This window comes from Terrabacter sp. NPDC080008 (assembly GCF_040702505.1).
Classification (GTDB): domain Bacteria; phylum Actinomycetota; class Actinomycetes; order Actinomycetales; family Dermatophilaceae; genus Terrabacter.
Genome location: NZ_JBFBLC010000011.1, coordinates 23,588 through 43,507, shown reverse-complemented (window position 1 = coordinate 43,507; position 19,920 = coordinate 23,588). Strand labels below are relative to the sequence as shown.

Sequence of the window (19,920 nt, the reverse complement as noted above, 5' to 3'; positions counted from 1 at the left end):
ACCGACGTCCAGGAGGACCGATGCCCGTCCACGAGGAGAGCTTCGCGGCCGGCACCCCGTGCTGGGCCGACGTCATGGTCGGCGACCTCGAGAACGCGCGGGAGTTCTACGGCCGGCTCTTCGGCTGGACGTTCGAGGACCTCCCGCCCGAGGCCGGCGGCTACGTCATGGCGCGCAAGGACGGTCATGCCGTGGCGGGCGCCATGGCCAAGAACCCCGACGACCCCTCCCAGGCCGACACGTGGACCGTCTACCTCGCCGTGGACGACGTCGACGCGGCCGCCGAGCAGGCCCGGAGCGCCGGCGGGGTCTTCTTCCTGGAGCCGATGGACGTCCTGCAGGTCGGCCGGATCGCCGTGGGGGCCGACCCGACGGGTGCCGCGTACGGCCTCTGGCAGGCGCGCGAACACACCGGCAGCGAGCTCGTCGACGAGCCGGGCACCCTCGTGTGGGCGGAGTCGATGAGCCGCGACTACCCGGCGAGCAAGGCCTTCTACGCCGACGTCTTCGGCTACCGGCTCCGGGAGATAGGGGACGCCGACTTCTCCTACTCCGTTGCGCTGCTGGGTGACTCACCGGTGGCCGGCATCGGCGCCATCCCCGCGCAGGCGCCGGCCGACGTGCGGTCGCACTGGATGGCCTACTTCGCGGTGGCCGACTGCGACGCGGCGGCCGAGCAGGTGCGCGCGCTCGGGGGCACGGTGCGGCAGGAGCCGTCGGACACCCGCTACGGCCGGGTGGCCGTGGTCGCCGGCGCCCAGGGCGAGACCTTCGCCGTCCTCCAGCGTCAGTGACCCACTCTCCGGGTCACTGGCGCAGCGCTCGCCGCTGACGTATGCCGCCCGCCGGGGTCCGCGCGTCCCCTCGCAGCGCGGCGGACGGCATACAGACCACTCCTGCTGCTCTGGGAGGATGGCGCCATGGCTTCGCTCGCTGACGCAACCCCGCCCATCGCGCTCGGGGCGCTCGACGGCCGCTACCGCGGCGCCGTCGCGCCGCTCGTGGACCACCTCTCCGAGGCGGCCCTCAACCGGCAGCGGGTGCACGTCGAGGTCGAGTGGCTGATCCACCAGACGAGCCACGGCGTCGTGCCGGGCGTGCGCAAGCTGAGCGACGAGGAGATCGCGGCACTGCGGAAGGTCGTCGACGACTTCGGCACCGACGAGGTCGCCGAGCTCGGCGAGATCGAGCGGGTCACCGTCCACGACGTCAAGGCCGTCGAGTACTTCCTGAAGAAGCGCCTGTCGCAGATCGCGCCGGCGCAGGAGGACAGGGGCCTCGCCGAGCTGGTCCACTTCGGCTGCACGAGCGAGGACATCAACAACCTCTCCTACGCCCTCATGGTCAAGGGCGCCGTCGAGCAGGTGTGGCTGCCCAAGGCGCAGGCTCTCCTCGGTCAGGTCTCCGAGATGGCCCGCGAGCTCAAGGACGTGCCGCTGCTCGCGCACACCCACGGCCAGCCCGCGACGCCGACGACGATGGGCAAGGAGCTCGCCGTCCTCGCGCACCGCCTCGGCCGCCAGCTGCGCCGGATCGAGAAGCAGGAGTACCTCGGCAAGTTCAACGGCGCGACCGGCACCTTCGGCGCGCACGCGCTCGCGCTGCCCGACGTCGACTGGCCCGCCGTGTCGAAGGCGTTCGTCGAGGGCCTCGGCCTGACGTGGAACCCCCTGACGACGCAGATCGAGAGCCACGACTGGCAGGCCGAGCTCTACGCCGACGTCGCGCGCTTCAACCGGATCCTGCACAACCTCTGCACCGACGTGTGGACCTACATCTCGATGGGCTACTTCGCCCAGGTGCGCGGCCAGGGCACCGTCGGCTCGAGCACGATGCCGCACAAGGTCAACCCGATCCGTTTCGAGAACGCCGAGGCCAACCTCGAGGTGAGCAACGCCCTCCTCGACGTGCTCGCCAGCACGCTCGTGCAGAGCCGCCTGCAGCGCGACCTCACCGACTCGAGCATGCAGCGCAACATCGGCACGGCCTTCGGCCACTCGATGCTCGCCCTCGACAACGTCGCCCGAGGTCTCGCCGGGCTCGACGCCGTGCCCGAGCGGATGGCCGCCGACCTCGAGGCCAACTGGGAGGTGCTCGGCGAGCCGATCCAGTCGGCGATGCGGGCCCTCGGCGCGCAGGGCGTCCCCGGAATGGAGGAGCCCTACGAGCGGCTCAAGGAGCTCACGCGCGGCCGGCGGATCGACGGCGACGACCTGCGCGAGTTCGTCCGCGGGCTCGGCCTGCCGGCCGACGTCGAGGCCCGTTTCGTGGCCCTGACGCCGCAGACCTACACCGCCCTCGCGAGCCGGCTGGTCGACGACTACCTCGCCTGATGGCATACGCCTCGTCGGGGACACGCCCTGCAGGGCGCATCGAGGAATACCCTGCGGGGGTATCCTGTTGGTGTCGACGAGGAGGTTGGAATGGCTGGATACTCCGGCAGCAAGGACGACTACCTGAAGCGGCTGCGACGCATCGAGGGGCAGGTGCGTGGCGTGCAGCGGATGGTCGACACCGACACCTACTGCATCGACATCCTGACGCAGGTCAGCGCCATCACGAAGGCACTGCAGGCGGTGAGCCTCGGCCTGCTCGAGGACCACGTGGCCCACTGTGTGGTGGACGCGGCACGCGAGTCCGACGAGGCTGCCGCCCAGAAGGTCCGCGAGGCGTCCGATGCCATCGCGCGGCTCGTGCGCAGCTGACATCCTCATACCCGAGGCCCGAGGAGGCACCCGATGAGTGAGACCACCCAGACCGAGATCACCGTCGCCGGCATGACGTGCGGGCACTGCACCGCCGCCGTCAGCGAGGAGCTGTCAGCCCTGCCCGGCGTCGTCGCGGTCGCCGTCGACCTGCACCCGGGCGAGGACTCGCCCGTGACCATCACCAGCGAGGCCCCCCTCGACCCGGCCACCGTCGCGTCCGCCGTCGCCGAGGCGGGCTACAGCCTCCGATGAGCACCGGCCAGGCGCCCGTGACGACCGGCGAGCGGGCCCCCGACGAGGTCCGCCTCGCCATCACCGGCATGACCTGCGCCTCGTGCTCGGCGCGCATCGAGCGCAAGCTCTCCAAGGTCGCCGGGGTCGAGTCGGCCAGCGTCAACCTCGCCACCGAGAAGGCCCTCGTGGCCTTCACCGCCCCCGTCACGGTCGAGCAGATCGTGGCCGAGGTGAAGAAGACCGGCTACGGCGCCACCGTCATCGACAGCGGCGAGCGGCCGGGCGCCGGGGCGCTGCTGGAGAAGCTGCGCGCGAAGGAGCTGGCGCGGCACAGCGCGCCGAGCGCGCCGTCTCCCGCCGGGCCCAGTCACGGCGAGCACGGTGACCGCACCGACCAGACCGACCACATCGACCACACCGACCACCTCGACCACACGCCGGCCCAGGACGTGCTCAAGCCCCGGCTCGTCACCGCGATCGCCCTGACGGTCCCGGTGCTGCTGCTGGCCATGGTGCTGCCGGCGTTCGCTGCCAGCCCGTGGCTGCAGTTCCTCCTGGCCACCCCCGTCGTCTTCTGGTGCGCCTGGCCCTTCCACCGGGCCGCCGCAGTCAACGCGCGGCACCTGGCCTCCACCATGGACACCCTCGTCTCGCTCGGCGTGCTCGCGGCCTGGGGCTACTCCGTCGTGGAGCTGCTGCAGGGCGGGATGCACCTCTACTTCGAGGTCGCCGCGGTCGTGACGACCTTCCTGCTCACCGGCCGGTTCCTCGAGGCGCGCGCCAAGGACTCCGGCCGCGACGCCCTGCGGTCCCTGCTCGACCTCGGCGCCAAGGACGTCTCGGTGCTGCGCATCGACCCGCGCACCCGGGTGACCGGCGAGACCCGCATCCCCGTCGGCGAGCTCGTCGTCGGCGACCACTTCGTCGTGCGACCGGGCGAGAAGGTCGCCACCGACGGCGTCGTGATCGAGGGCTCGAGCGCCGTGGACGCCAGTCTGGTCACCGGCGAGTCGACCCCGGTCGACGTGGCCGCCGGGGACGAGGTGACCGGTGGCGCCGTCAACAGCACCGGCCGGATCGTCGTCGAGGCCCGCAAGGTCGGCGCCGACACCATGCTCGCCGGGATCCAGCGCCTCGTCGAGAGCGCCCAGACCGGCAAGGCCGACGTGCAGCGCCTGGCCGACCGGGTCTCGGCCGTCTTCGTCCCGGTCGTGCTCGTGCTCGCCCTCGTCACCTTCGTGGGCTGGCTCGTCACCGGCCACGACGTCGGCACCGCCCTGGCCGTGGCCGTCACCGTCCTGATCATCGCCTGCCCCTGTGCGCTCGGCCTCGCCACGCCCACGGCGCTGCTGGTCGGAACCGGCCGCGGTGCCCAGCTCGGCACCCTCATCAAGGGCCCGCAGGTGCTCGAGGACACCCGCCGCGTCGACACCGTCGTGCTCGACAAGACCGGCACCATCACCACCGGCGAGCTGCGGCTGCGCAGCATCGCGGTGCGCGGCAAGCTCTCGAAGAAGGCCGCGCTCACGGCCGCGGCCGCCGTCGAGCAGGGCAGCGAGCACCCCGTGGCCCACGCGGTCGTCGCCGGCGCCCGCCTCGCCCACCTCGACCTGCCGCGCATCACCGACTTCCAGGCCAACCCCGGCGAGGGCGCGACGGCGCGGATCAAGGACACCGAGGTGACGGTCGGCAAGGATGTGCTCTTCGAGAGAGTCGACCCCGAGCTGCTCGAGCACGCCCGCAGCCACGCCGGCACCACCGTCTTCGTCGGCTGGGACGGGGTGGCCCAGGCCGCCCTCACCGTCGAGGACACGGTGCGGGAGTCGTCCACGGCCGCCGTCGCGCGGCTGCGGGCGCTCGGCCTCACGCCCTACCTGCTGACCGGCGACAGCCTGTCCAACGCACGCAGCGTCGCCGAGCAGGTCGGCATCGACCAGGCCAACGTGCGCGCCGAGGTCATGCCGGCGCAGAAGCACGAGGTCGTCACGGCACTGCAGCAGTCCGGCAAGGTCGTGGCCATGGTCGGCGACGGGGTCAACGACGCGGCCGCCCTGGCCCAGGCCGACCTCGGCCTGGCGATGGGCTCGGGGACGGACGTCGCCATGGACTCCGCCGACATCGTCCTGGTGCGCCCCGACCTCGACGCCGTCGGTGACGCCATCGGCCTGTCCCGCGAGACCCTGCGCATCATCAAGCAGAACCTCGCCTGGGCCTTCGGCTACAACACGGCCGCCATCCCGCTCGCGGCGTTCGGCCTGCTCAACCCGATGATCGCCGGGGCCACGATGGCGCTGTCGTCGGTCCTCGTCGTCAGCAACTCACTGCGCCTCAAGCGCTGGAGCCGCTGACCGCGCCGCTGGACCTTGTCGCTCGCCGGTCAGGACCTCCTGGCCGGCGGGTAGGTCCGGTCCATGGTGTGCTTCGTGAAGTCGGTGACGTTCGACTGTTCGGACCCGCTGCGGCTCGCGGCCTTCTGGGCGGCCGCCCTCGGCTCGAACGTCGACGAGGACAGCACGGACCGTCGCGCCTGGGTCGAGCCGGCCGGCTGGGGCGGTCCCACCCTGTGGTTCCAGCCGGTGCCCGAGCCCAAGACGGCGAAGAACCGCCAGCACTTCGACCTCCGAGCGGTCGGACCCGTCGAGGACGAGGTCGACAGGCTCGTCGCCCTGGGCGCGACCGTCACCGGCGCTGACGGCGACGTCGTCGTCATGGCCGACCCGGAGGGCAACGAGTTCTGCCTCGAGAGCTGAGCCCGTCGCCCGGCCGCCTTTGACAGGCGGCGCTGACCTCTGATGTCGTCGAGGCCCAGCGCCGCACCGGCGCGGGCACACGACAGGGGAGAACGACGATGACGTCGACGACAGGGGCGAGCCCTCCAGCGGCCACGCCGACACCACCGGACCGGCTCGGACCTCCACCCGACGAGCCCCTGCGCGCGAGGTCTTGGCCCGTCTTTCCACTTGCCGTCCTCGGGTGGCTGGTGGGGCTGCTGCCCTGGCTCGTGCGACGGACCGGTGGCGGCACGTTCGGCACGCCGTGGAACCCGCGCAACGACCTGCGGGAGGCGTTGCTGCCCTATCACCACCAGCTGCTCCCCCTCCTGCTCGTCGTCACGGTCACGGCCGGTGTGCTGGCCGGTCTGGCACCCGCGTGGCGCACGGCGCGCCGCTCGCACCGGCAGCTGCTCGTGGCGGTTGCGACGCTCGGCGCGGCCGTGGCCACGACGTGGGCGGTGGCCCAGACCCTGGCACCCGACCCCGACCTCGGCGGCTCCGGCAGCACCGCCCAGCAGGTGCGGCTCGCCTTCATCGGGCTGACGGTCGCCGGGTCCGTCGTGGGCCTGGTCCTCGGGCTGGCGGTCTCCCTCGGCGGCCCGGCCCTGCGGGTCGTGGCGGCCGCGTCGGCGGTCGTGGTCGGCGCGGACTGGGTCGGCCAGCTCGTGGTCGGCGCGACCCGCGACGCCTCCGCGGCCACGTGGCTGCCGACGGCGCTCGCAGCGCTCTCCGGAGCCGTGGTCGGTGCGCTCCTCGCCGGCACCGCACGCAGCCGGGTCGCAGCCCGGGCAGCGGCGTGGGTCGGCGCCCTCGGCCTGCTCGTGCTCACCGCTGCCGCGCTCACCGCCGCCCGCTACGTCCTCGAGTCTCTCCGCGGCACCCGGCCACGATCCACCGACCTGCAGGACCTGCTCGTCGACGGGACGCGCGTGTTCCGGGGATCACTGTCGACCACCCTCACGGCCTGGGGCGCGCCGCTCTCACCGCCGCTCGTCGGGCTCGTCGTGGCCGTCGTCGTGGGTCTGGGGCTGAGCGGCCTGGCGGTCCGGGCGAAGAGGTCGGCCACCGCGGACGAGCGCGGCTCGGCCGACTGAGCCGGACGGCATACGGCCTCGGGCACGACGAAGCGGCGGCCACCCGGACGAGGGTGGCCGCCGCTTCGCGTGCGAGTCGAGGGGGGAAGGTCAGATGGTGACCTTGCCGTTGGGGGTGTCGAAGGTGACCGAGAGCAGGCCCGGGGTGCCGTGCGGCGCGACGAAGGTGAAGTGGATGCCGCCCTTGTCGAACGTGTCGTCCGGGCCGAGCCACTCGCGCACCCGCTTGGGGTCGCCGGCGATCTGGAGGTCGTCGATCGAGACCGACGTGTCGGCGCCCGCCGACGGGTGCACCGTCATGTCGTCCCACTCGATGAAGTAGGGGACCTGCGGGTCGGCCATTAGGCCCTTGATGCCGACCTGGCGCCACTTGAGCTCGGTGCCGTCGGGGCGGTGGCGGTTGCCGAGGACCGCCTCGCGGCCGAGGCGCTGCTCGACGGCGCTGATGTCGTCGACGGCGACGACCCAGCCCAGCCAGCCGCCGCCGGCCTCGGACGCGGCGCGGACGGCCTGCCCGAAGGGAGCCTTGTCGGAGGCGGGGTGGTCCAGCACCTCGACGACCTCGAGGTAGTGGTCCTTGGCCAGGGGGAAGATCACGTTGCGCGTGCCGAACCGGGGATGCACCCCTCCGTCGACCGGCGCGACGCCGATGAGCTCGGACAGCCGGGCGGCTGTGGCCTTGAGGCCACCGGCCTCCGCTGCATAGGAGACGTGGTCAACTCGCATACAGAACATCGTGACACACGCCAAGGGGTGCTCTTGACCACCCCACCCCTACCCGCTAGCGCTCGTCCCAACCGTCACACGGTCGAAACACGGGCGTCATCTCGTATGCCGTCTCGCCGCCGTTCGGAGGGTGCGCCGCCTGGGCAAGACGCTCAGCGGCGGTCGCGCTGGCGGACCGCCTCGTAGAGCACGATGGCAGCCGACGCGGCGACGTTGAGGCTGTTGGCCTTCCCGCGCATCGGGATGCGGACGCGCTGCGTCGCGGCCTCGAGCAGGGTGCGGTCGGCGCCGTGCTTCTCGCTGCCGACGGCGATGGCCACGCGTCCGGTGTAGTCGACGTCGGTGTGCAGCAGGTCGGTCTCGGGAGTGGTGACGACGAGCCGGATGTCGTGGCTCTTGAGCCAGTCGAGGGCCTCGGCGGTCGTGGCGCTGGCGGCCGGCACCGCGAAGACGGTCCCCTTGCTCGCGCGCACGACGTTGGGGTTGCCCCAGTCGGTGACGGGATCGGCGGCGACCACGGCGTCGACCCCGGCGGCGTCGGCGGTGCGCAGCATGGCGCCGAGGTTGCCGGGCTTCTCGACCCCCTGGCTGAGCAGGGTCAGGTGGTCGGGCCCGTCGACGCGCAGGTCGTCGAGCGTGACGCCGACGCGGCCGACGACGGCGAGGAGGCCGTCGGGGCCCTCGCGGTAGCTGACCTTCTCGAAGGCGCCGCGGCTCAGGTGCACGACCTCGACCCGGTCGTCGCGCAGCCGGGCCAGCAGGTCGTCCTGGTGTCCGATGTCCTGCGAGCCCGCGCGCCCGGCGGGGCTGAAGAGCTCCTCGCAGACGTAGACGGTGCCGGGCCGCACCCCGGAGGAGAGAGCCAGGCCGATCTCCTCGTAGCCCTCGACGAGCGTCTGTCCGGTCTCCTCGCGGGTGCGGCGCCGGCGCAGGGCGAGCACGGACTTCAGCCGCGGGTTGGACGCGGACGTGATGGTCCGCTCGCGGGGCGGGCGCGTGGGGTTCGTCATGGCAGGCCCAGCATCCCACTCACGCGCTCGGTCGCACGACGTGCGCTTCGTGTCACGCCACGCCGCCACATCCGCCACGGGTGACGCGAAGCGCACGTCGTGGCACCGACGGCTCTACGGTGGGGAGGACGCCACCGAGGAGGACCCGTGACGGAGCAGGACGCGTACCCCCGCCTGATGCACACGGCCCTGGACACGACGGACGCCCGCGGGCTCGCCGAGTTCTACCGGGAGCTGCTCGGGCTGCGCTACCGCCCGGGCGACGAGCCGCCCGCCGAGGGCGCCGACGAGGCCGACTGGCTCGTGCTGCTCGACGCGGACGGCGTGCGGCGCCTGGCGTTCCAGCGCGTCGACGGCCCGCTCCCCCGCTCCACGTGGCCCTCCCACGAGGTGCCGATGCAGCTGCACGTCGACTACGCCGTGCCCGACGTGGCCGCCCTCGAGCGGCACCGTGACCGGGCCCTCGCCTTGGGCGCGCAGGCGCTGCTCGACCGCCGCGACGACGAGGACGAGCCGCTCGTCGTGCTCGCCGACCCGGCCGGCCACCCGTTCTGCCTGCTCGTCGCTCCGCCCCGAGAGCCGGCGACCGGCTCCCCCTAGGCTCATGGCCATGCTCGACACGCTGGCCGCGCTGCCGTTCCGGTGGGCCTTCCTCGCCCTCTTCGCGAGCGCCACGGTCCGCTCCCACGGCACCTACTGGGTCGGACGCGGCGCGGTCGCGGGCTGGCAGCGCTACCGCGGCACGCACGGCGAGCTGGCGGCGCGGGCCGAGGCCCTGCTGCGCCGGCTCGGTCCGCTCGCGGTCACGCTGTCCTACCTGACGGTCGGGGTGCAGACCGCGGTGCACCTGACGGCGGGGGCCGTACGCATGCCGCTGCGGCTCTACGTGCCTGCTGCGGTCGTCGGGTCGGCGATGTGGGCGGCGCTCTACGCGACGGTGGGCCTGGCGGTCGTGCGGGCCTGGCTGGCCGCCGAGGCCGGCTCGTGGTGGGGACTGGCCATCGTCGCCGTGGCCCTCGTGGCCGGGGTCGGGCTCGTGGTTCGCCGCCGCCGCAGCCGCGGTCCGGTCCCCGAGGCGCCCGCGCCCGCCGCGCCCTGACGCCTGCCGGCCACGGCCCGAACACGGTCCGAACACGCGTGTGGCCCCGGTGACACCGACGCTCACTACGCTGCGAGCGTGTCCACCGCAGCCGAGGCGAACCGCGACGCCGTCGCCCCCAGTCGCGGCCTCGTGCTCGTCGTCGAGGACGAGCCGGCCATCGCCGACGTGCTGAGGCTCAACCTGCGCGCGGCGGGCTACGGCGTCGAGGTCGTCGGTGACGGCGTGAGCGCCCTCGGTGCGATACGCGACCTGCGGCCCAGCGCTGTCGTGCTCGACATCGGCCTCCCCGAGCTCGACGGCATCGAGGTGTGCCGCCGCCTGCGCGCCCGGGGCGACTGGACACCGGTGCTCTTCGTGACGGCCCGCGACGACGAGGTCGACCGCATCGTCGGCCTCGAGCTCGGTGCCGACGACTACGTCACCAAGCCCTTCTCCCCGCGCGAGCTCGTCGCGCGGCTCACCGGCGTCCTGCGCCGCACCCGGGGCGACCTCGCTGGGCCACAGATGCTGCGCTCGGGCGAGCTGACCGTCGACCTGTCCAGTCACGAGGTGCGCGTCGCCGACCGCGAGATCGGCCTCACGGCGACGGAGTTCGACTTGCTCGCTCACCTGATGCGCCGGCCCGGGGTCGTCTTCACCCGCGAGCAGCTGCTCAGCGAGGTGTGGGGGTACGCCGCGACCGCGGGGGCGCGCACCGTCGACGTCCACGTCGCCCAAGTCCGCGCCAAGCTCGGCGCCGCCAGCCCGATCCGCACCTTGCGATCCGTCGGGTATGCCGCCGAGCGGGCTCCGCGCGCCGGTGACGACGACCGGCGGCCACGGGCGTGACCGCGAGCGCCCGGCGCCCCTCGTTGTCGCGGCAGGTCGTGCTGCTGGCCGTCGGCATCGCCGTCCTCACGGCGCTGCTCGCCGGGGCGCTCGCGTTCGGCCTGACGCGCGCCTCGGCCGACGACGCAGCCCGCAGCACGCTGTCCCGCATCGCCGATGCGGCCTCCGAGCGAGCCGATTTCGGGACCTCGACCGCGCGCGCGTCCCAGAACCGCGCGGTCCGGACCCTCGGGGCCGTCGGCATCGAGTCCGCGAGCGTCGGGCGCCACGGGGCCGTGGTCTCCACCAGCCCGCTGGCGGCGGCCGCCCTCACCCCGGCACGGCAGGAGGTCCTGCTCGCCGGCCGCACCGTCTCGGCCGTCGACGTCCTCGGCGGCACGGCGGTGCTCGTCGAGGGGCGTCCCACTGCTGCCGGCGGCATCGTGCTCGTCCAGCGACGCTCGGACGCGACGGCCGACGCGGACCGGCTGGTGCGCCGGGTCCTGCTGGCACTGGCCCTGGCCACCCTCGTCGCCGTGCCCGTGAGCGTCACGGTCGCCCGGCGCCTCTCGCGTCCGCTGCGCCGGACCGCCGCTGCGGCGCACGCGCTGGCGGCCGGTCGGCGCGACGTCCGCGTGCCGGTCGAGGGGCCCGAGGAGGTGGCCGAGGTCGCGAGCGCCCTCAACTCGCTGACCGGCTCCCTGACCCGGTCCGAGGCGCGCCAGCGGGAGTTCCTCCTCTCGGTGTCGCACGACCTGCGCACCCCACTGACCGGCATCAGCGGCTACGCCGAGTCGCTCGCGACCGGGGTCGTGCCGGCGGAGGACACGGCCCGGGTCGGCGAGGTCGTCCTCTCCGAGGCCGGCCGCCTGGAGCGCCTGGTCGGGGACCTGCTCGACCTCGCGCGGCTCGGCGCCGACCGGCCGAGCCTCGCGCCGCAGCCGACCGACCTCGTCGTGCTGGGCCGGGAGATCGAGTCGGTCTGGTCACGCCGGTGCGCCGCGGTCGGCGTCCCCTTCAGCTTCGTGGCCTCGGTTGCGCACGCCCCCACCGTGACCGACCCGACGCGCGTGCGCCAGCTCCTCGACGGCCTGCTCGAGAACGCCCTCCGCGTCACGCCGGCAGGGCTCCCCGTCGTCGTGGAGGTGCGCCGCGAGGACGGTCCCGGCGCAGACGTCGACGTGCTGGAGGTCCGTGACGGCGGCCCCGGGCTGACCGACGACGACCTCGAGGTCGCGTTCGAGCCGTCGGTGCTGCACCAGCGCTACCGCGGGCTCCGCCCGGTGGGCACCGGCCTGGGCCTCGCCATCGTCGCCCGGCTCGCGCAGCTGCTCGGCGGCACGGTCGAGGCCGGGCACGCGCCCGAGGGGGGCGCGCGCTTCACCCTGCGCCTGCCCCACCGCGCGACGGACTGACTTGAGCCCTACTCCACCCGGAATGGGCTGCGGTCGCCCGGGGTTGACCACTCCATGACCACCTGGGGATTCATCGGCAGCGGCAACATCGGCAGCACCGTCGCCCGGCTCGCGATCGCGGCCGGCCACGACGTCGTGCTCAGCAACAGCAGGGGGCCGGAGACCCTCGCGGACCTCGTCGCGGAGCTCGGCGAGCACGCGCGAGCTGCCACCGCGTCCGAGGCCGCATCGGCCGGCGACGTCGTCGTCGTGACGATCCCGCTCAAGGCCTACCGGGACGTGCCCGTCGACGCGCTGGCCGGCAAGGTCGTCATCGACACGATGAACTACTACCCCGAGCGCGACGGCCAGATCGAGGCGCTCGACGACGGCTCGACGACCAGCTCCGAGCTGCTGCAGGCGCACCTGCCGCAGTCGCACGTCGTCAAGGGCTTCAACAACATCTTCTTCCAGCACCTGCGCGACCTGGCCCAGCCACACCTGAACTCCGGCGCCGAGGGCCGAAGCGCCCTGGCCATCGCCGGCGACGACCCCGCGGCCAAGGAGACGGTGCGTAAGGCGCTGGACGCCATCGGCTACGACACCCTCGACCTGGGCGCGCTGGCCGAGGGCTGGCGCACCCAGCCCGGCCAGCCGGCATACGGCACCGAGTACGCCAAGGACCCGAGCGACTGGGCGGCCGGCGCGAAGCCCGTCACGTCCGACGAGCTCGCGGGCCTCGCCGTGCGCGCCACTCGCGAGGTCTGAGCGCCAGCTCAGCGGGGCGTCTCGGCTCCCGCCGGGCGCCCGGTATGATGGCCGGTGAGGGGAGTACTTCCTCGCGCGCACCGGTCAGTACGGTGGTCCCACGGCCACCCCGGTCCGCGGCCGACGGCAGTCGGTGAAGGAGACCTCAGACATCACGTTCTGAGGAGACCCATGCTCTCGAACCTCTCTGCGGCCATCCCGGCAAGCGCCACGACCGCCACGACCGCCACCGAGTCGATCGGCTCGCCGACGCTCTGGATCGCGACGATTGCCGGTGTCGCGGCGCTCTTCGTCGTCGACTTCCTCATCACGCGCCGACCCCACGACCCGAGCCTGCGCGAGGCGGTCGGCTGGTCGGCCTTCTACGTCGCCGTCCCCCTCGCCTTCGGCGGCTGGCTCTGGTCGCGCTACGGCTCGGAGCAGGGCGTCGAGTACTACACCGGCTACCTCGTCGAGAAGTCGCTGTCGGTCGACAACCTCTTCGTCTTCATCATCCTGCTCTCGGCGTTCGCCGTGCCGCGGGAGCTGCGCCAGCGGGTGCTGCTCATCGGGGTCGGCGGCGCGCTGGTGCTCCGCGGCGTCTTCATCGCCCTGGGCGCGCAGATGATCGCGAGCTTCTCGTGGACCTTCCTGCTCTTCGGCGCGGTCCTGCTCGCCACCGCCGTCAAGGTCGGGCGCGATGCGCTGTCGCACGCCGAGCACGACATCGACGTCGACTCGATGCGCAGCGTGCGGCTGATCCGCCGGGTCCTGCCGGTCACCGACGCGTATGCCGGCACGCAGCTCACCGTGCGACGTGACGGTCGCGACGGGGGCAGGGCCCTGACGCCGCTGGCCCTCGTGGCGATCGCGATCCTCGGCACCGACATCGTCTTCGCCATCGACTCCGTGCCGGCGGTCTACGGCATCACCGGGGACGCCTACCTCGTCTTCGCCACGAACGCCTTCGCCCTGCTCGGCCTGCGCGCGCTCTACTTCCTGCTCGAGGGGGCGCTGGCCAAGCTCGTCCACCTCGCGCACGGGCTGTCGCTGATCCTCGCCTTCATCGGCGTCAAGCTCGTGCTGCACTGGGCGCACGGCGTGTGGCCCGGTGTGCCGGAGATCCCCACGCTGCTCTCGCTCGGCGTCATCGTCGGCATCCTCGCCGTCGTCACGGTGACCAGCCTGGCCACCGGCCGGAACGGTGAGGCCGACCCGACGGACGGCCCGGACGCGCAGGGCGCGCCGGCGCCCACGACCCGCGCCTGAGCGAGGGGCAGACGTCTCAGCTCGTCGCGCTCGGGGTGGGCGAGCCGGCGGGCTGGGACGAGGCAGCCTTGAAGACGAGGACGCGGGCGGTCGGGTTGCTCGCGCCGACACCGACGACGAGGGCCTTCGAGCCGACCTTGACGGCGCCGACGCTGGAGGTCGCGCCCTTGCCGTTCTGGCGCTCGCGGACCTTGGTGCTGCCGGTGACCGTCCAGGTCAGGGAGAAGCCGTCCTTGGCCTTGACCGTCACCGAGGTGCCGGACACGGCGGTGACCTCGCCACGGATCGCCTGGTGGGTGACCGGGCCGGCCTTGCTCTCGGTGACCCAGGTGGCGTGCAGCGACCGGAGGAGCTGGCCGCGCCACCCCTTGCGGTCGGCCTTCGCGTCCTTGGCGTCCTTGTTGGTCGCGGTCTGGTCGGCGGCTGGGGTCTGGAGGGCGGCATTGACGAGGTCGATGGTGTCGCCGTCGACGACGCCGTTGCCGGCGCCCTGCTGCTGGACCTGGCCGGCGGTTGATGCGGGTGCCGCGGACGAGTCGGCCTTCGAGCAGGCGCCGAGACCGAGGCAGCCGAGCACGAGGACGGCCGCGCCGAGCGCGGTGGAGGAGCGGGCGAACCGGGCGTTCCGGCGGGTGTCGTTGTTCATGGCTCCACTGTCTCCCACACAGGTCAGTGCTGCGTTCGCGTCATGTTCGGATCGTGTTCGGGCCCGTCGACGGGCGCGCCGGCACGGCGCTGCAGCAATGCCCGCTCGGCCTCGTTCTGGGTGAGCGCGGCGGCCCGGCCGAACTCGGCGCGGGCCTCCTCCTCGCGACCGAGCCGGGCCAGCAGGTCCCCGCGGACGCTCGGCAGCAGGTGGTAGTCGCCGAGGGCACCGGCCTCGACCAGGCGGTCGACGACCTCGAGGGCGGGCCCGGGGCCCTCCGCGTACGACAGGGCCACGGCGCGGTTGAGCTCGACGACGGGCGAGGGTCGGACCTGCCCGAGCCGTCCGTAGAGCGCCGCGATGAGGGCCCAGTCGGTGGCCTCGGCGGTGCGGGCTCGGGCGTGGCAGGCGGCGATGGCCGCCTGCAGCACGTACGGGCCGGCGTCCCGGATCTCCGGGCCCACGAGCGCCATCGCACGGTCGAGCTCGGCGAGGGCGTGGTTGACCAGGGCCCAGTCCCACCGGGTGCGGTCCTGGTCGAGCAGCAGGACCGGTTCGCCGCCCGGGCCGATGCGTGCCCGGGTGCGCGAGGCCTGGACCTCCATGAGGGCGAGCAGCCCGTGCACCTCGGGCTCGCGCGGGGCGAGCGCCGACAGCACGCGGCCGAGCCGGATCGCCTCCTCCATCAGGTCACCGCGCAGCCAGTCGCGCCCCGACGTCGCGGCATACCCCTCGTTGAAGACGAGGTAGACCACCTCGAGGACCGACGCGAGGCGCGGCGCCAGCTCGGCGCCGGACGGCACCTCGATCGTGACCCCGTCCTGTCGCAGGGTCTTCTTCGCGCGCGAGATGCGCTGGGCCACGGTCGCCTCGGTCGTCAGGAACGCCCGGGCGATCTCGCGCGTGGTCAGTCCGGCGATCATCCGCAGTGTCAGGCAGATTCGCGCCTGAGCTGTCAGAGCGGGGTGGCAGGCGGCGAAGACGAGCCCGAGGACGTCGTCGTCGATGTCCTCGAGGGCTGCGTCGAAGTCTCCCTCGGCGAGCTCGGCCACTCGCAGCTCCTCGGCGTGCCCGACCTGCTGCAGCTTGCCGGCGAGGTTCACCTCCCGCCGGATCCGGTCGATGGCCCTGCGTCGTGCGGTCGAGGTGAGCCAGGCGCCCGGCTTATGCGGTATGCCGTCGCGTGGCCACTGCTCGAGCGCCTGCACGAAGGCGTCCTGCGCGAGGTCCTCGGCGAGGCCGATGTCCCCGACGAGGCGGGCGACGACGGCCGTGACCTTGGCCGCCTCCATGCGCCAGACCGCCTCGAGGGTCCGGCTCACGTCGTCGTCGCTGGGCGTGCTCCGGCTCGTCACCACGACACTGTTTCATCTCCCCCAGCAGTGACGTGGCGAAGACCGCAGGTTCCCGGCCACGCCCTGCGTCAGTGTTTCGCTGGGCGCAACACTGACGCAGGGATCGTCCTGTCGCTCAGCCCCGGGCGGCGTTGCGCGCCGCCTCTGCTCGCATCCTCTCCTCGCGCTCGCGCAGCTCGGGGGTGTACTCCTCGCCGAAGTCCTCCGCCGCGAAGACCTGGCGCAGCTCGAGCGCCTGGCCGGGCCCGGGGGCGCACGAGGCGGGCCACTTGCGCAGCCACTCGATCGCCTCCTCCCGCGAGCTGACGTCGATGATCGTGAAGCCGGCGATGAGCTCCTTCGCCTCGGCGAACGGGCCGTCCGTCACGGTCCACTCGCCGTCGTCGTAGGTCAGGCGTGCACCCTTGGACGTCGGGTGCAGGCCCTCGCCGTCGACGAAGACGCCGGCCTTGAACATCTCCTCGTTGTAGGCCTGCATGTCGGCGAACTGCTGCTCGGTGCCGGTGACGCCGGCCTCGGTCTCGGGGCCGCCGGGGACGATGATCATGAAGCGCATGGAGCTCTCCTCGTGAGATTGGTGCGGGCCGTGGCGCCCGACTCACCCCCACGTCGAACGAGACGGCCGGTTCTCGACACGAGGTGCCGGACGATCTGGCGGGCTCAGAGCTCGAGGCGGGCGGTCGCGGCCGACTCGACCCCGTGCCGGAACGGCACGCCGTCGCGGGCGGCTCGGCCGACCGCCTCGAGGATCGGCACAAGACCGTCTTCGTCGACGTGACCGGCCACCTCGTCTGCAACCGCCTTCACCTCGTCGGGTGCGTTTCCCATGGCGACCCCCCACGCCGCCCAGTGCAGCATCTCGAGGTCGTTGCGCTGGTCGCCGCAGGCGACCGTGTGGACCGGCTCGACGCGCAGCTGCCGGCGCACGAGCTCGAGCGCGCTGGCCTTGGACACCCCCTCCGGATTGATGTCGAGCCACGCGGACCAGCCCACGGCATACGACACCTCGTGGAGACCGGCGCGCTCGACGAGCTCCATGAACTCCTCGGCCGTCGACTCCGGCTGGCGCAGGGTGACACGGGTGACCGGGCTGGCGACGAGCTCCTCCCACGGGACCTCGCGCGAGCTGCCCATGAGTTCACCGTCCGGGAAGTGCTTGCTCACCTTGAAGCCGACGCCCGGCTCCTCGACCGCGATGAGGGCATCGGGCAGCTCGACGCGCATCTTCTCGAGGACCGCGCGCGGGTCGAACGTCACCTGGTCGATGATCGAGTAGCCGCCGGGGAACCTCGGGCTCAGCTGCAGCGTCAGCGCCCCGTTCGAGCAGACGGCGTAGCCCTCGGTCAGGCCGAGCGCCTCGAGGATCGGCGTCGTCGCGAGGATGGAACGACCGGTCGCGATGACGACGGCGACGTCGTCGGGCAGCGCCTGCACGGCGTCGCGGACGTGCGGGGACAGCTCGCCGAGGTGGTTGAGGGTCGTGCCGTCGAGATCGAGGGCGAGCAGTCGCTGAGCCATGCGCTCACCGTATCTCCCGGTTCGCCCGGGCCACGGCGACCACGGGACACCCGCACCGGGTCGTCATCGACTCGTCATCCAGGCGTCGACCGCCGGTCGCCACGTCAGTGAGTCGCGAGGCGGGTCACTGACGTGGCGAGGTAGGCGGTCGACCGGTTCAGGAGAGGTCGCCCAGCGCGGTCTCGATGCCGCGGTGCAGCGTCGGGTAGGCGTAGATCATCGACCGCATCCGGTCGACCGGCACCTGCCCGTGCACCGCGACGGCGAGCGCCCCGAGCACCTCGCCGCCCGCCGGTCCCATCGACGTCGCCCCCACGAGGACCCCCCGGTCGGCATCAGCGACGACCTTGATGAAGCCGTCGGCCTTGGCGATCCAGCCGCGGGTCGTCTCCCCGAGCGGCACGAGGCCGACCGTGACGTTCGCGAGCTTCTCGCGGGCCTGCTTCTCGGTCATCCCGACCGCCCCGACCTCGGGATCGGTGAAGGTGACGCGCGGGAGGGCGGCATACTCCGCCGGAGGCCCGTCCTCACCGAGGACGTCGCGGATCACGATGCCCGCCTGGTACATCGACACGTGCGTGAAGGCGCCCTTGCCGGTGATGTCGCCGACCGCCCACACGCTGTCGGTGACGCGGCAGCGGTCGTCGACGGGCGCGGTGCGGGCGTCGGACGGGACGCCCACCGCGTCGAGGCCGACGGCGGCCGGGTCCGTACGGCGACCGGTCGCGACGAGGAGCCGCTCCGCCTCGAGCGTGGAGCCGTCGGCGAGCGTGATCGTGAACATGGAGCCGTCGTGGCCCACCTTGTCGGCCCCGACGCCCGCGCGGACCGTGATGCCGTCGGCCTCGAGCGCCGCGGTGACCTTCTCGGACGCCTCGGGCTCCTCGGGGGACAGGATGCGCTCGGCCGCCTCGACGATCGTCACCTCGACCCCGAAGCGGGCCATGACCTGGCTCAGCTCGCAGCCGATGGCGCCACCACCGAGGACGACGAGCGAGGCGGGCAGCTCGGCGGCCTCGATGATCTCGTGGTTGGTCCAGTAGGGCGTGTCGCGCAGCCCCTCGATCGGCGGGACCGCAGGCGTCGTGCCCGGGTTGACGACGACCCCCTTCGTGGCGGCGTACGCGGTGCCGTCGACGTCGACCCGCCCCGGCCCGGTGATCCGGCCGGTGCCGTGCAGCACCGTGGCGCCCTTGCCCTCGAGGCGCTCGACGGCGACGTGGTCGTTCCAGTCGTCGGTGGCCTCCTCGCGGATGCGCTTCGCGACAACCGTCCAGTCGGGCCGCACCTCACCGACCGAGCCGGCCAGGCCCTCGACGCGGCGGGCCTCGCCGAGCGCATCGGCGGCGCGGATCATCATCTTCGAGGGCACGCAGCCCCAGTAGGGGCACTCGCCCCCGACGAGGTTGCGGTCGACGGCGAGGACGCGCAGGCCGCGCTCGGCGAGGGTGCCGGCCACCTGCTCACCGCCCGGGCCGAGTCCGATGACGATGACGTCGAAGGTGTGGTCGCTGTCGGGCGCGTGGTCGGTTGCCATGCCACAGCATGACCCGCTGGGGCAGTCGACGGAAGAGCGGGGTCGTGTGCCGCGTGGCCGGCTCCCCGGACCAGGTCGGCTCGGGGCGGTCGGCCCGTTAGCCGGGGACCGGCCGTCAGACGTGCGAGGCGGACCCGCACCGGTTCCTGCGCCACGACTACGCTACCGAGCACGAGGACCGTCGCGAGCAGGTGGACCGGACCGAAGTGCTCGCCGAGGAGCAGGACTCCGAGGAGCACCCCGACGACCGGGTTGAGCAGTCCGATGATGGACGCCGACGTCGGGCCCAGGACGGCAAGTCCCCTGAACCACAGGACGTAGGCGACCCCGCTGCCGAGCAGGCCGAGATAGAGCAGTGCACCGACGGCCGGCAGGTCGAGCGCGGGCGGGGCTCCCTCGACCGCCAGCCCGAGGGGCAGCAGCACGAGACCGCCCGCGACCAGCTGCCACGAGGTCGCAGTGACCACGGCGACGGGCGGGGCCCACTTGCGTGTGAGGACGAACCCGATCGAGGAGAGGAGCACGGCGAGCAGGGCGGCGGCCAGGCCCAGCGCGTCGAGCGGCCGGTCGAAGCCGTTCTGGAGCACCAGCAGCGCGACGCCCGTAAGGCCGACGAGGCCGGCTGTCACCGCGATGGGGGCCGGTCGCTTCCCCAGCAGGATCCGGCTCACGACCATCGTCACTGTCGGGGCGGTGGCCACGAGCGTGGCGCCCAGGCCGCTCGGGAGGCGGTAGGCCGCGAAGAAGAGCAGGGCGTAGAAGAGGCCGATGTTGAGGGCGCCGAGCACGAGCGAGCGCCACCACCAGTCCCGCTCGGGCAGGCATCGCAGCCACAGCACCATGAGCAGGCCGACGGGCAGTGCCCGCACGGTGGCGGCGAACAGCGGACGACCCGGGGGCAGCCACTGCTGCGTGACGGCATACGTGGAGCCCCACACGACGGCGGGGACGGCGGTGAGGGCGGCGTCCGACCAGCCCCGGCGATTACCTTCCATGGAA

The 19,920-nt window shown here is 73.1% G+C and carries 21 protein-coding genes; 13 read left to right on the top strand and 8 right to left on the bottom strand.

Annotation, left to right across the window (positions count from 1 at the left end; genetic code table 11):
* The first annotated feature begins 20 nt into the window (after nt 1-20).
* The 7 genes from AB0316_RS20535 to AB0316_RS20505 all read left to right on the top strand — a co-directional run bounded on the left by AB0316_RS20535 (nt 21) and on the right by AB0316_RS20505 (nt 6,810).
* Nucleotides 21-794: a VOC family protein gene (locus AB0316_RS20535; RefSeq protein ID WP_366275064.1), complete on the top strand. Its 774-nt coding sequence runs from the start codon at nt 21-23 to the stop codon at nt 792-794.
* Between the two features lie 126 nt (nt 795-920).
* Nucleotides 921-2,333 carry an adenylosuccinate lyase gene (purB, locus tag AB0316_RS20530; protein WP_366275063.1) on the top strand — a complete coding sequence of 471 codons (1,413 nt, stop codon included), beginning with the start codon at nt 921-923 and terminating at the stop codon, nt 2,331-2,333.
* Nucleotides 2,334-2,423: 90 nt separating this feature from the next.
* Nucleotides 2,424-2,705, top strand: coding sequence for a metal-sensitive transcriptional regulator (locus AB0316_RS20525; protein ID WP_366275062.1), 282 nt, complete (start codon nt 2,424-2,426; stop codon nt 2,703-2,705).
* Nucleotides 2,706-2,738: 33 nt separating this feature from the next.
* Nucleotides 2,739-2,960, top strand: a complete 222-nt coding sequence (locus AB0316_RS20520) for a heavy metal-associated domain-containing protein (RefSeq protein ID WP_366275061.1) — start codon at nt 2,739-2,741, stop codon at nt 2,958-2,960.
* On the top strand, nt 2,957-5,290 hold the full coding sequence (locus AB0316_RS20515; RefSeq protein WP_366275060.1) for a heavy metal translocating P-type ATPase: 2,334 nt from the start codon (nt 2,957-2,959) through the stop codon (nt 5,288-5,290). Before AB0316_RS20520 ends, AB0316_RS20515 begins: the two co-directional genes overlap by 4 nt.
* Before the next feature lie 75 nt (nt 5,291-5,365).
* Nucleotides 5,366-5,692, top strand: coding sequence for a VOC family protein (locus AB0316_RS20510; protein ID WP_366275059.1), 327 nt, complete (start codon nt 5,366-5,368; stop codon nt 5,690-5,692).
* A 230-nt stretch (nt 5,693-5,922) separates the two neighbouring features.
* The gene (locus AB0316_RS20505; protein ID WP_366275058.1) at nt 5,923-6,810 is read left to right on the top strand and encodes a hypothetical protein; all 888 of its coding nucleotides are present in this window, start codon (nt 5,923-5,925) and stop codon (nt 6,808-6,810) included.
* Nucleotides 6,811-6,900: 90 nt separating this feature from the next.
* Here the strand turns inward: AB0316_RS20505 and AB0316_RS20500 are convergent, their stop codons facing one another.
* Together AB0316_RS20500 and AB0316_RS20495 are read right to left on the bottom strand one after the other, a co-directional pair.
* Entirely contained in the window at nt 6,901-7,536 is a 636-nt protein-coding gene (locus AB0316_RS20500; RefSeq protein WP_366275057.1) for a VOC family protein, read from the bottom strand.
* Nucleotides 7,537-7,688: 152 nt separating this feature from the next.
* A complete protein-coding gene (locus AB0316_RS20495) occupies nt 7,689-8,546 on the bottom strand; it encodes a TrmH family RNA methyltransferase (RefSeq protein ID WP_366275056.1) in 858 nt (285 codons plus the stop codon).
* Nucleotides 8,547-8,723: 177 nt separating this feature from the next.
* On the opposite strand from AB0316_RS20495, the gene AB0316_RS20490 reads away from it, so the two are divergent.
* From AB0316_RS20490 to AB0316_RS20465, 6 genes are all read left to right on the top strand, one after another.
* Nucleotides 8,724-9,146: a VOC family protein gene (locus AB0316_RS20490; RefSeq protein WP_366275096.1), complete on the top strand. Its 423-nt coding sequence runs from the start codon at nt 8,724-8,726 to the stop codon at nt 9,144-9,146.
* Nucleotides 9,147-9,156: 10 nt separating this feature from the next.
* Nucleotides 9,157-9,645, top strand: coding sequence for a VTT domain-containing protein (locus AB0316_RS20485; RefSeq protein WP_366275054.1), 489 nt, complete (start codon nt 9,157-9,159; stop codon nt 9,643-9,645).
* 78 nt (nt 9,646-9,723) lie between these two features.
* Entirely contained in the window at nt 9,724-10,476 is a 753-nt protein-coding gene (locus tag AB0316_RS20480) for a response regulator transcription factor (protein ID WP_366275053.1), read from the top strand.
* Nucleotides 10,473-11,870, top strand: coding sequence for a HAMP domain-containing sensor histidine kinase (locus tag AB0316_RS20475; RefSeq protein WP_366275052.1), 1,398 nt, complete (start codon nt 10,473-10,475; stop codon nt 11,868-11,870). The genes AB0316_RS20480 and AB0316_RS20475 overlap by 4 nt, the downstream gene beginning before the upstream one ends.
* Before the next feature lie 27 nt (nt 11,871-11,897).
* Nucleotides 11,898-12,617, top strand: coding sequence for an NADPH-dependent F420 reductase (locus AB0316_RS20470; protein ID WP_366275095.1), 720 nt, complete (start codon nt 11,898-11,900; stop codon nt 12,615-12,617).
* Nucleotides 12,618-12,788: 171 nt separating this feature from the next.
* Entirely contained in the window at nt 12,789-13,865 is a 1,077-nt protein-coding gene (locus AB0316_RS20465) for a TerC family protein (RefSeq protein WP_366275051.1), read from the top strand.
* Between the two features lie 16 nt (nt 13,866-13,881).
* Here the strand turns inward: AB0316_RS20465 and AB0316_RS20460 are convergent, their stop codons facing one another.
* The 6 genes from AB0316_RS20460 to AB0316_RS20435 all read right to left on the bottom strand — a co-directional run bounded on the left by AB0316_RS20460 (nt 13,882) and on the right by AB0316_RS20435 (nt 19,916).
* Complete coding sequence (locus tag AB0316_RS20460) at nt 13,882-14,511, bottom strand: hypothetical protein (protein WP_366275050.1); 630 nt, start codon at nt 14,509-14,511, stop codon at nt 13,882-13,884.
* A 23-nt stretch (nt 14,512-14,534) separates the two neighbouring features.
* The gene (locus tag AB0316_RS20455) at nt 14,535-15,803 is read right to left on the bottom strand and encodes an RNA polymerase sigma factor (RefSeq protein ID WP_366275093.1); all 1,269 of its coding nucleotides are present in this window, start codon (nt 15,801-15,803) and stop codon (nt 14,535-14,537) included.
* Nucleotides 15,804-15,981: 178 nt separating this feature from the next.
* Nucleotides 15,982-16,422 carry a YciI family protein gene (locus AB0316_RS20450; protein WP_366275049.1) on the bottom strand — a complete coding sequence of 147 codons (441 nt, stop codon included), beginning with the start codon at nt 16,420-16,422 and terminating at the stop codon, nt 15,982-15,984.
* Nucleotides 16,423-16,526: 104 nt separating this feature from the next.
* Nucleotides 16,527-17,384, bottom strand: coding sequence for an HAD family hydrolase (locus AB0316_RS20445; RefSeq protein WP_366275048.1), 858 nt, complete (start codon nt 17,382-17,384; stop codon nt 16,527-16,529).
* A gap of 157 nt (nt 17,385-17,541) precedes the next feature.
* The gene (locus AB0316_RS20440; RefSeq protein WP_366275092.1) at nt 17,542-18,843 is read right to left on the bottom strand and encodes an FAD-dependent oxidoreductase; all 1,302 of its coding nucleotides are present in this window, start codon (nt 18,841-18,843) and stop codon (nt 17,542-17,544) included.
* Nucleotides 18,741-19,916: an EamA family transporter gene (locus AB0316_RS20435; RefSeq protein WP_366275047.1), complete on the bottom strand. Its 1,176-nt coding sequence runs from the start codon at nt 19,914-19,916 to the stop codon at nt 18,741-18,743. The genes AB0316_RS20440 and AB0316_RS20435 overlap by 103 nt, the downstream gene beginning before the upstream one ends.
* Nucleotides 19,917-19,920: the final 4 nt, after the last annotated feature.

Coding starts and splice junctions, on each gene's coding strand:
- AB0316_RS20455 (WP_366275093.1), bottom strand. CDS start 15,803: ATGGAGGCGGCCAAGGTCACGGCCGTCGTCGCCCGCCTCGTCGGGGAC.
- AB0316_RS20515 (WP_366275060.1), top strand. CDS start 2,957: ATGAGCACCGGCCAGGCGCCCGTGACGACCGGCGAGCGGGCCCCCGAC.
- AB0316_RS20535 (WP_366275064.1), top strand. CDS start 21: ATGCCCGTCCACGAGGAGAGCTTCGCGGCCGGCACCCCGTGCTGGGCC.
- purB (WP_366275063.1), top strand. CDS start 921: ATGGCTTCGCTCGCTGACGCAACCCCGCCCATCGCGCTCGGGGCGCTC.
- AB0316_RS20485 (WP_366275054.1), top strand. CDS start 9,157: ATGCTCGACACGCTGGCCGCGCTGCCGTTCCGGTGGGCCTTCCTCGCC.
- AB0316_RS20495 (WP_366275056.1), bottom strand. CDS start 8,546: ATGACGAACCCCACGCGCCCGCCCCGCGAGCGGACCATCACGTCCGCG.
- AB0316_RS20525 (WP_366275062.1), top strand. CDS start 2,424: ATGGCTGGATACTCCGGCAGCAAGGACGACTACCTGAAGCGGCTGCGA.
- AB0316_RS20465 (WP_366275051.1), top strand. CDS start 12,789: ATGCTCTCGAACCTCTCTGCGGCCATCCCGGCAAGCGCCACGACCGCC.
- AB0316_RS20445 (WP_366275048.1), bottom strand. CDS start 17,384: ATGGCTCAGCGACTGCTCGCCCTCGATCTCGACGGCACGACCCTCAAC.
- AB0316_RS20500 (WP_366275057.1), bottom strand. CDS start 7,536: ATGCGAGTTGACCACGTCTCCTATGCAGCGGAGGCCGGTGGCCTCAAG.
- AB0316_RS20490 (WP_366275096.1), top strand. CDS start 8,724: ATGCACACGGCCCTGGACACGACGGACGCCCGCGGGCTCGCCGAGTTC.
- AB0316_RS20435 (WP_366275047.1), bottom strand. CDS start 19,916: ATGGAAGGTAATCGCCGGGGCTGGTCGGACGCCGCCCTCACCGCCGTC.
- AB0316_RS20450 (WP_366275049.1), bottom strand. CDS start 16,422: ATGCGCTTCATGATCATCGTCCCCGGCGGCCCCGAGACCGAGGCCGGC.
- AB0316_RS20520 (WP_366275061.1), top strand. CDS start 2,739: ATGAGTGAGACCACCCAGACCGAGATCACCGTCGCCGGCATGACGTGC.
- AB0316_RS20460 (WP_366275050.1), bottom strand. CDS start 14,511: ATGAACAACGACACCCGCCGGAACGCCCGGTTCGCCCGCTCCTCCACC.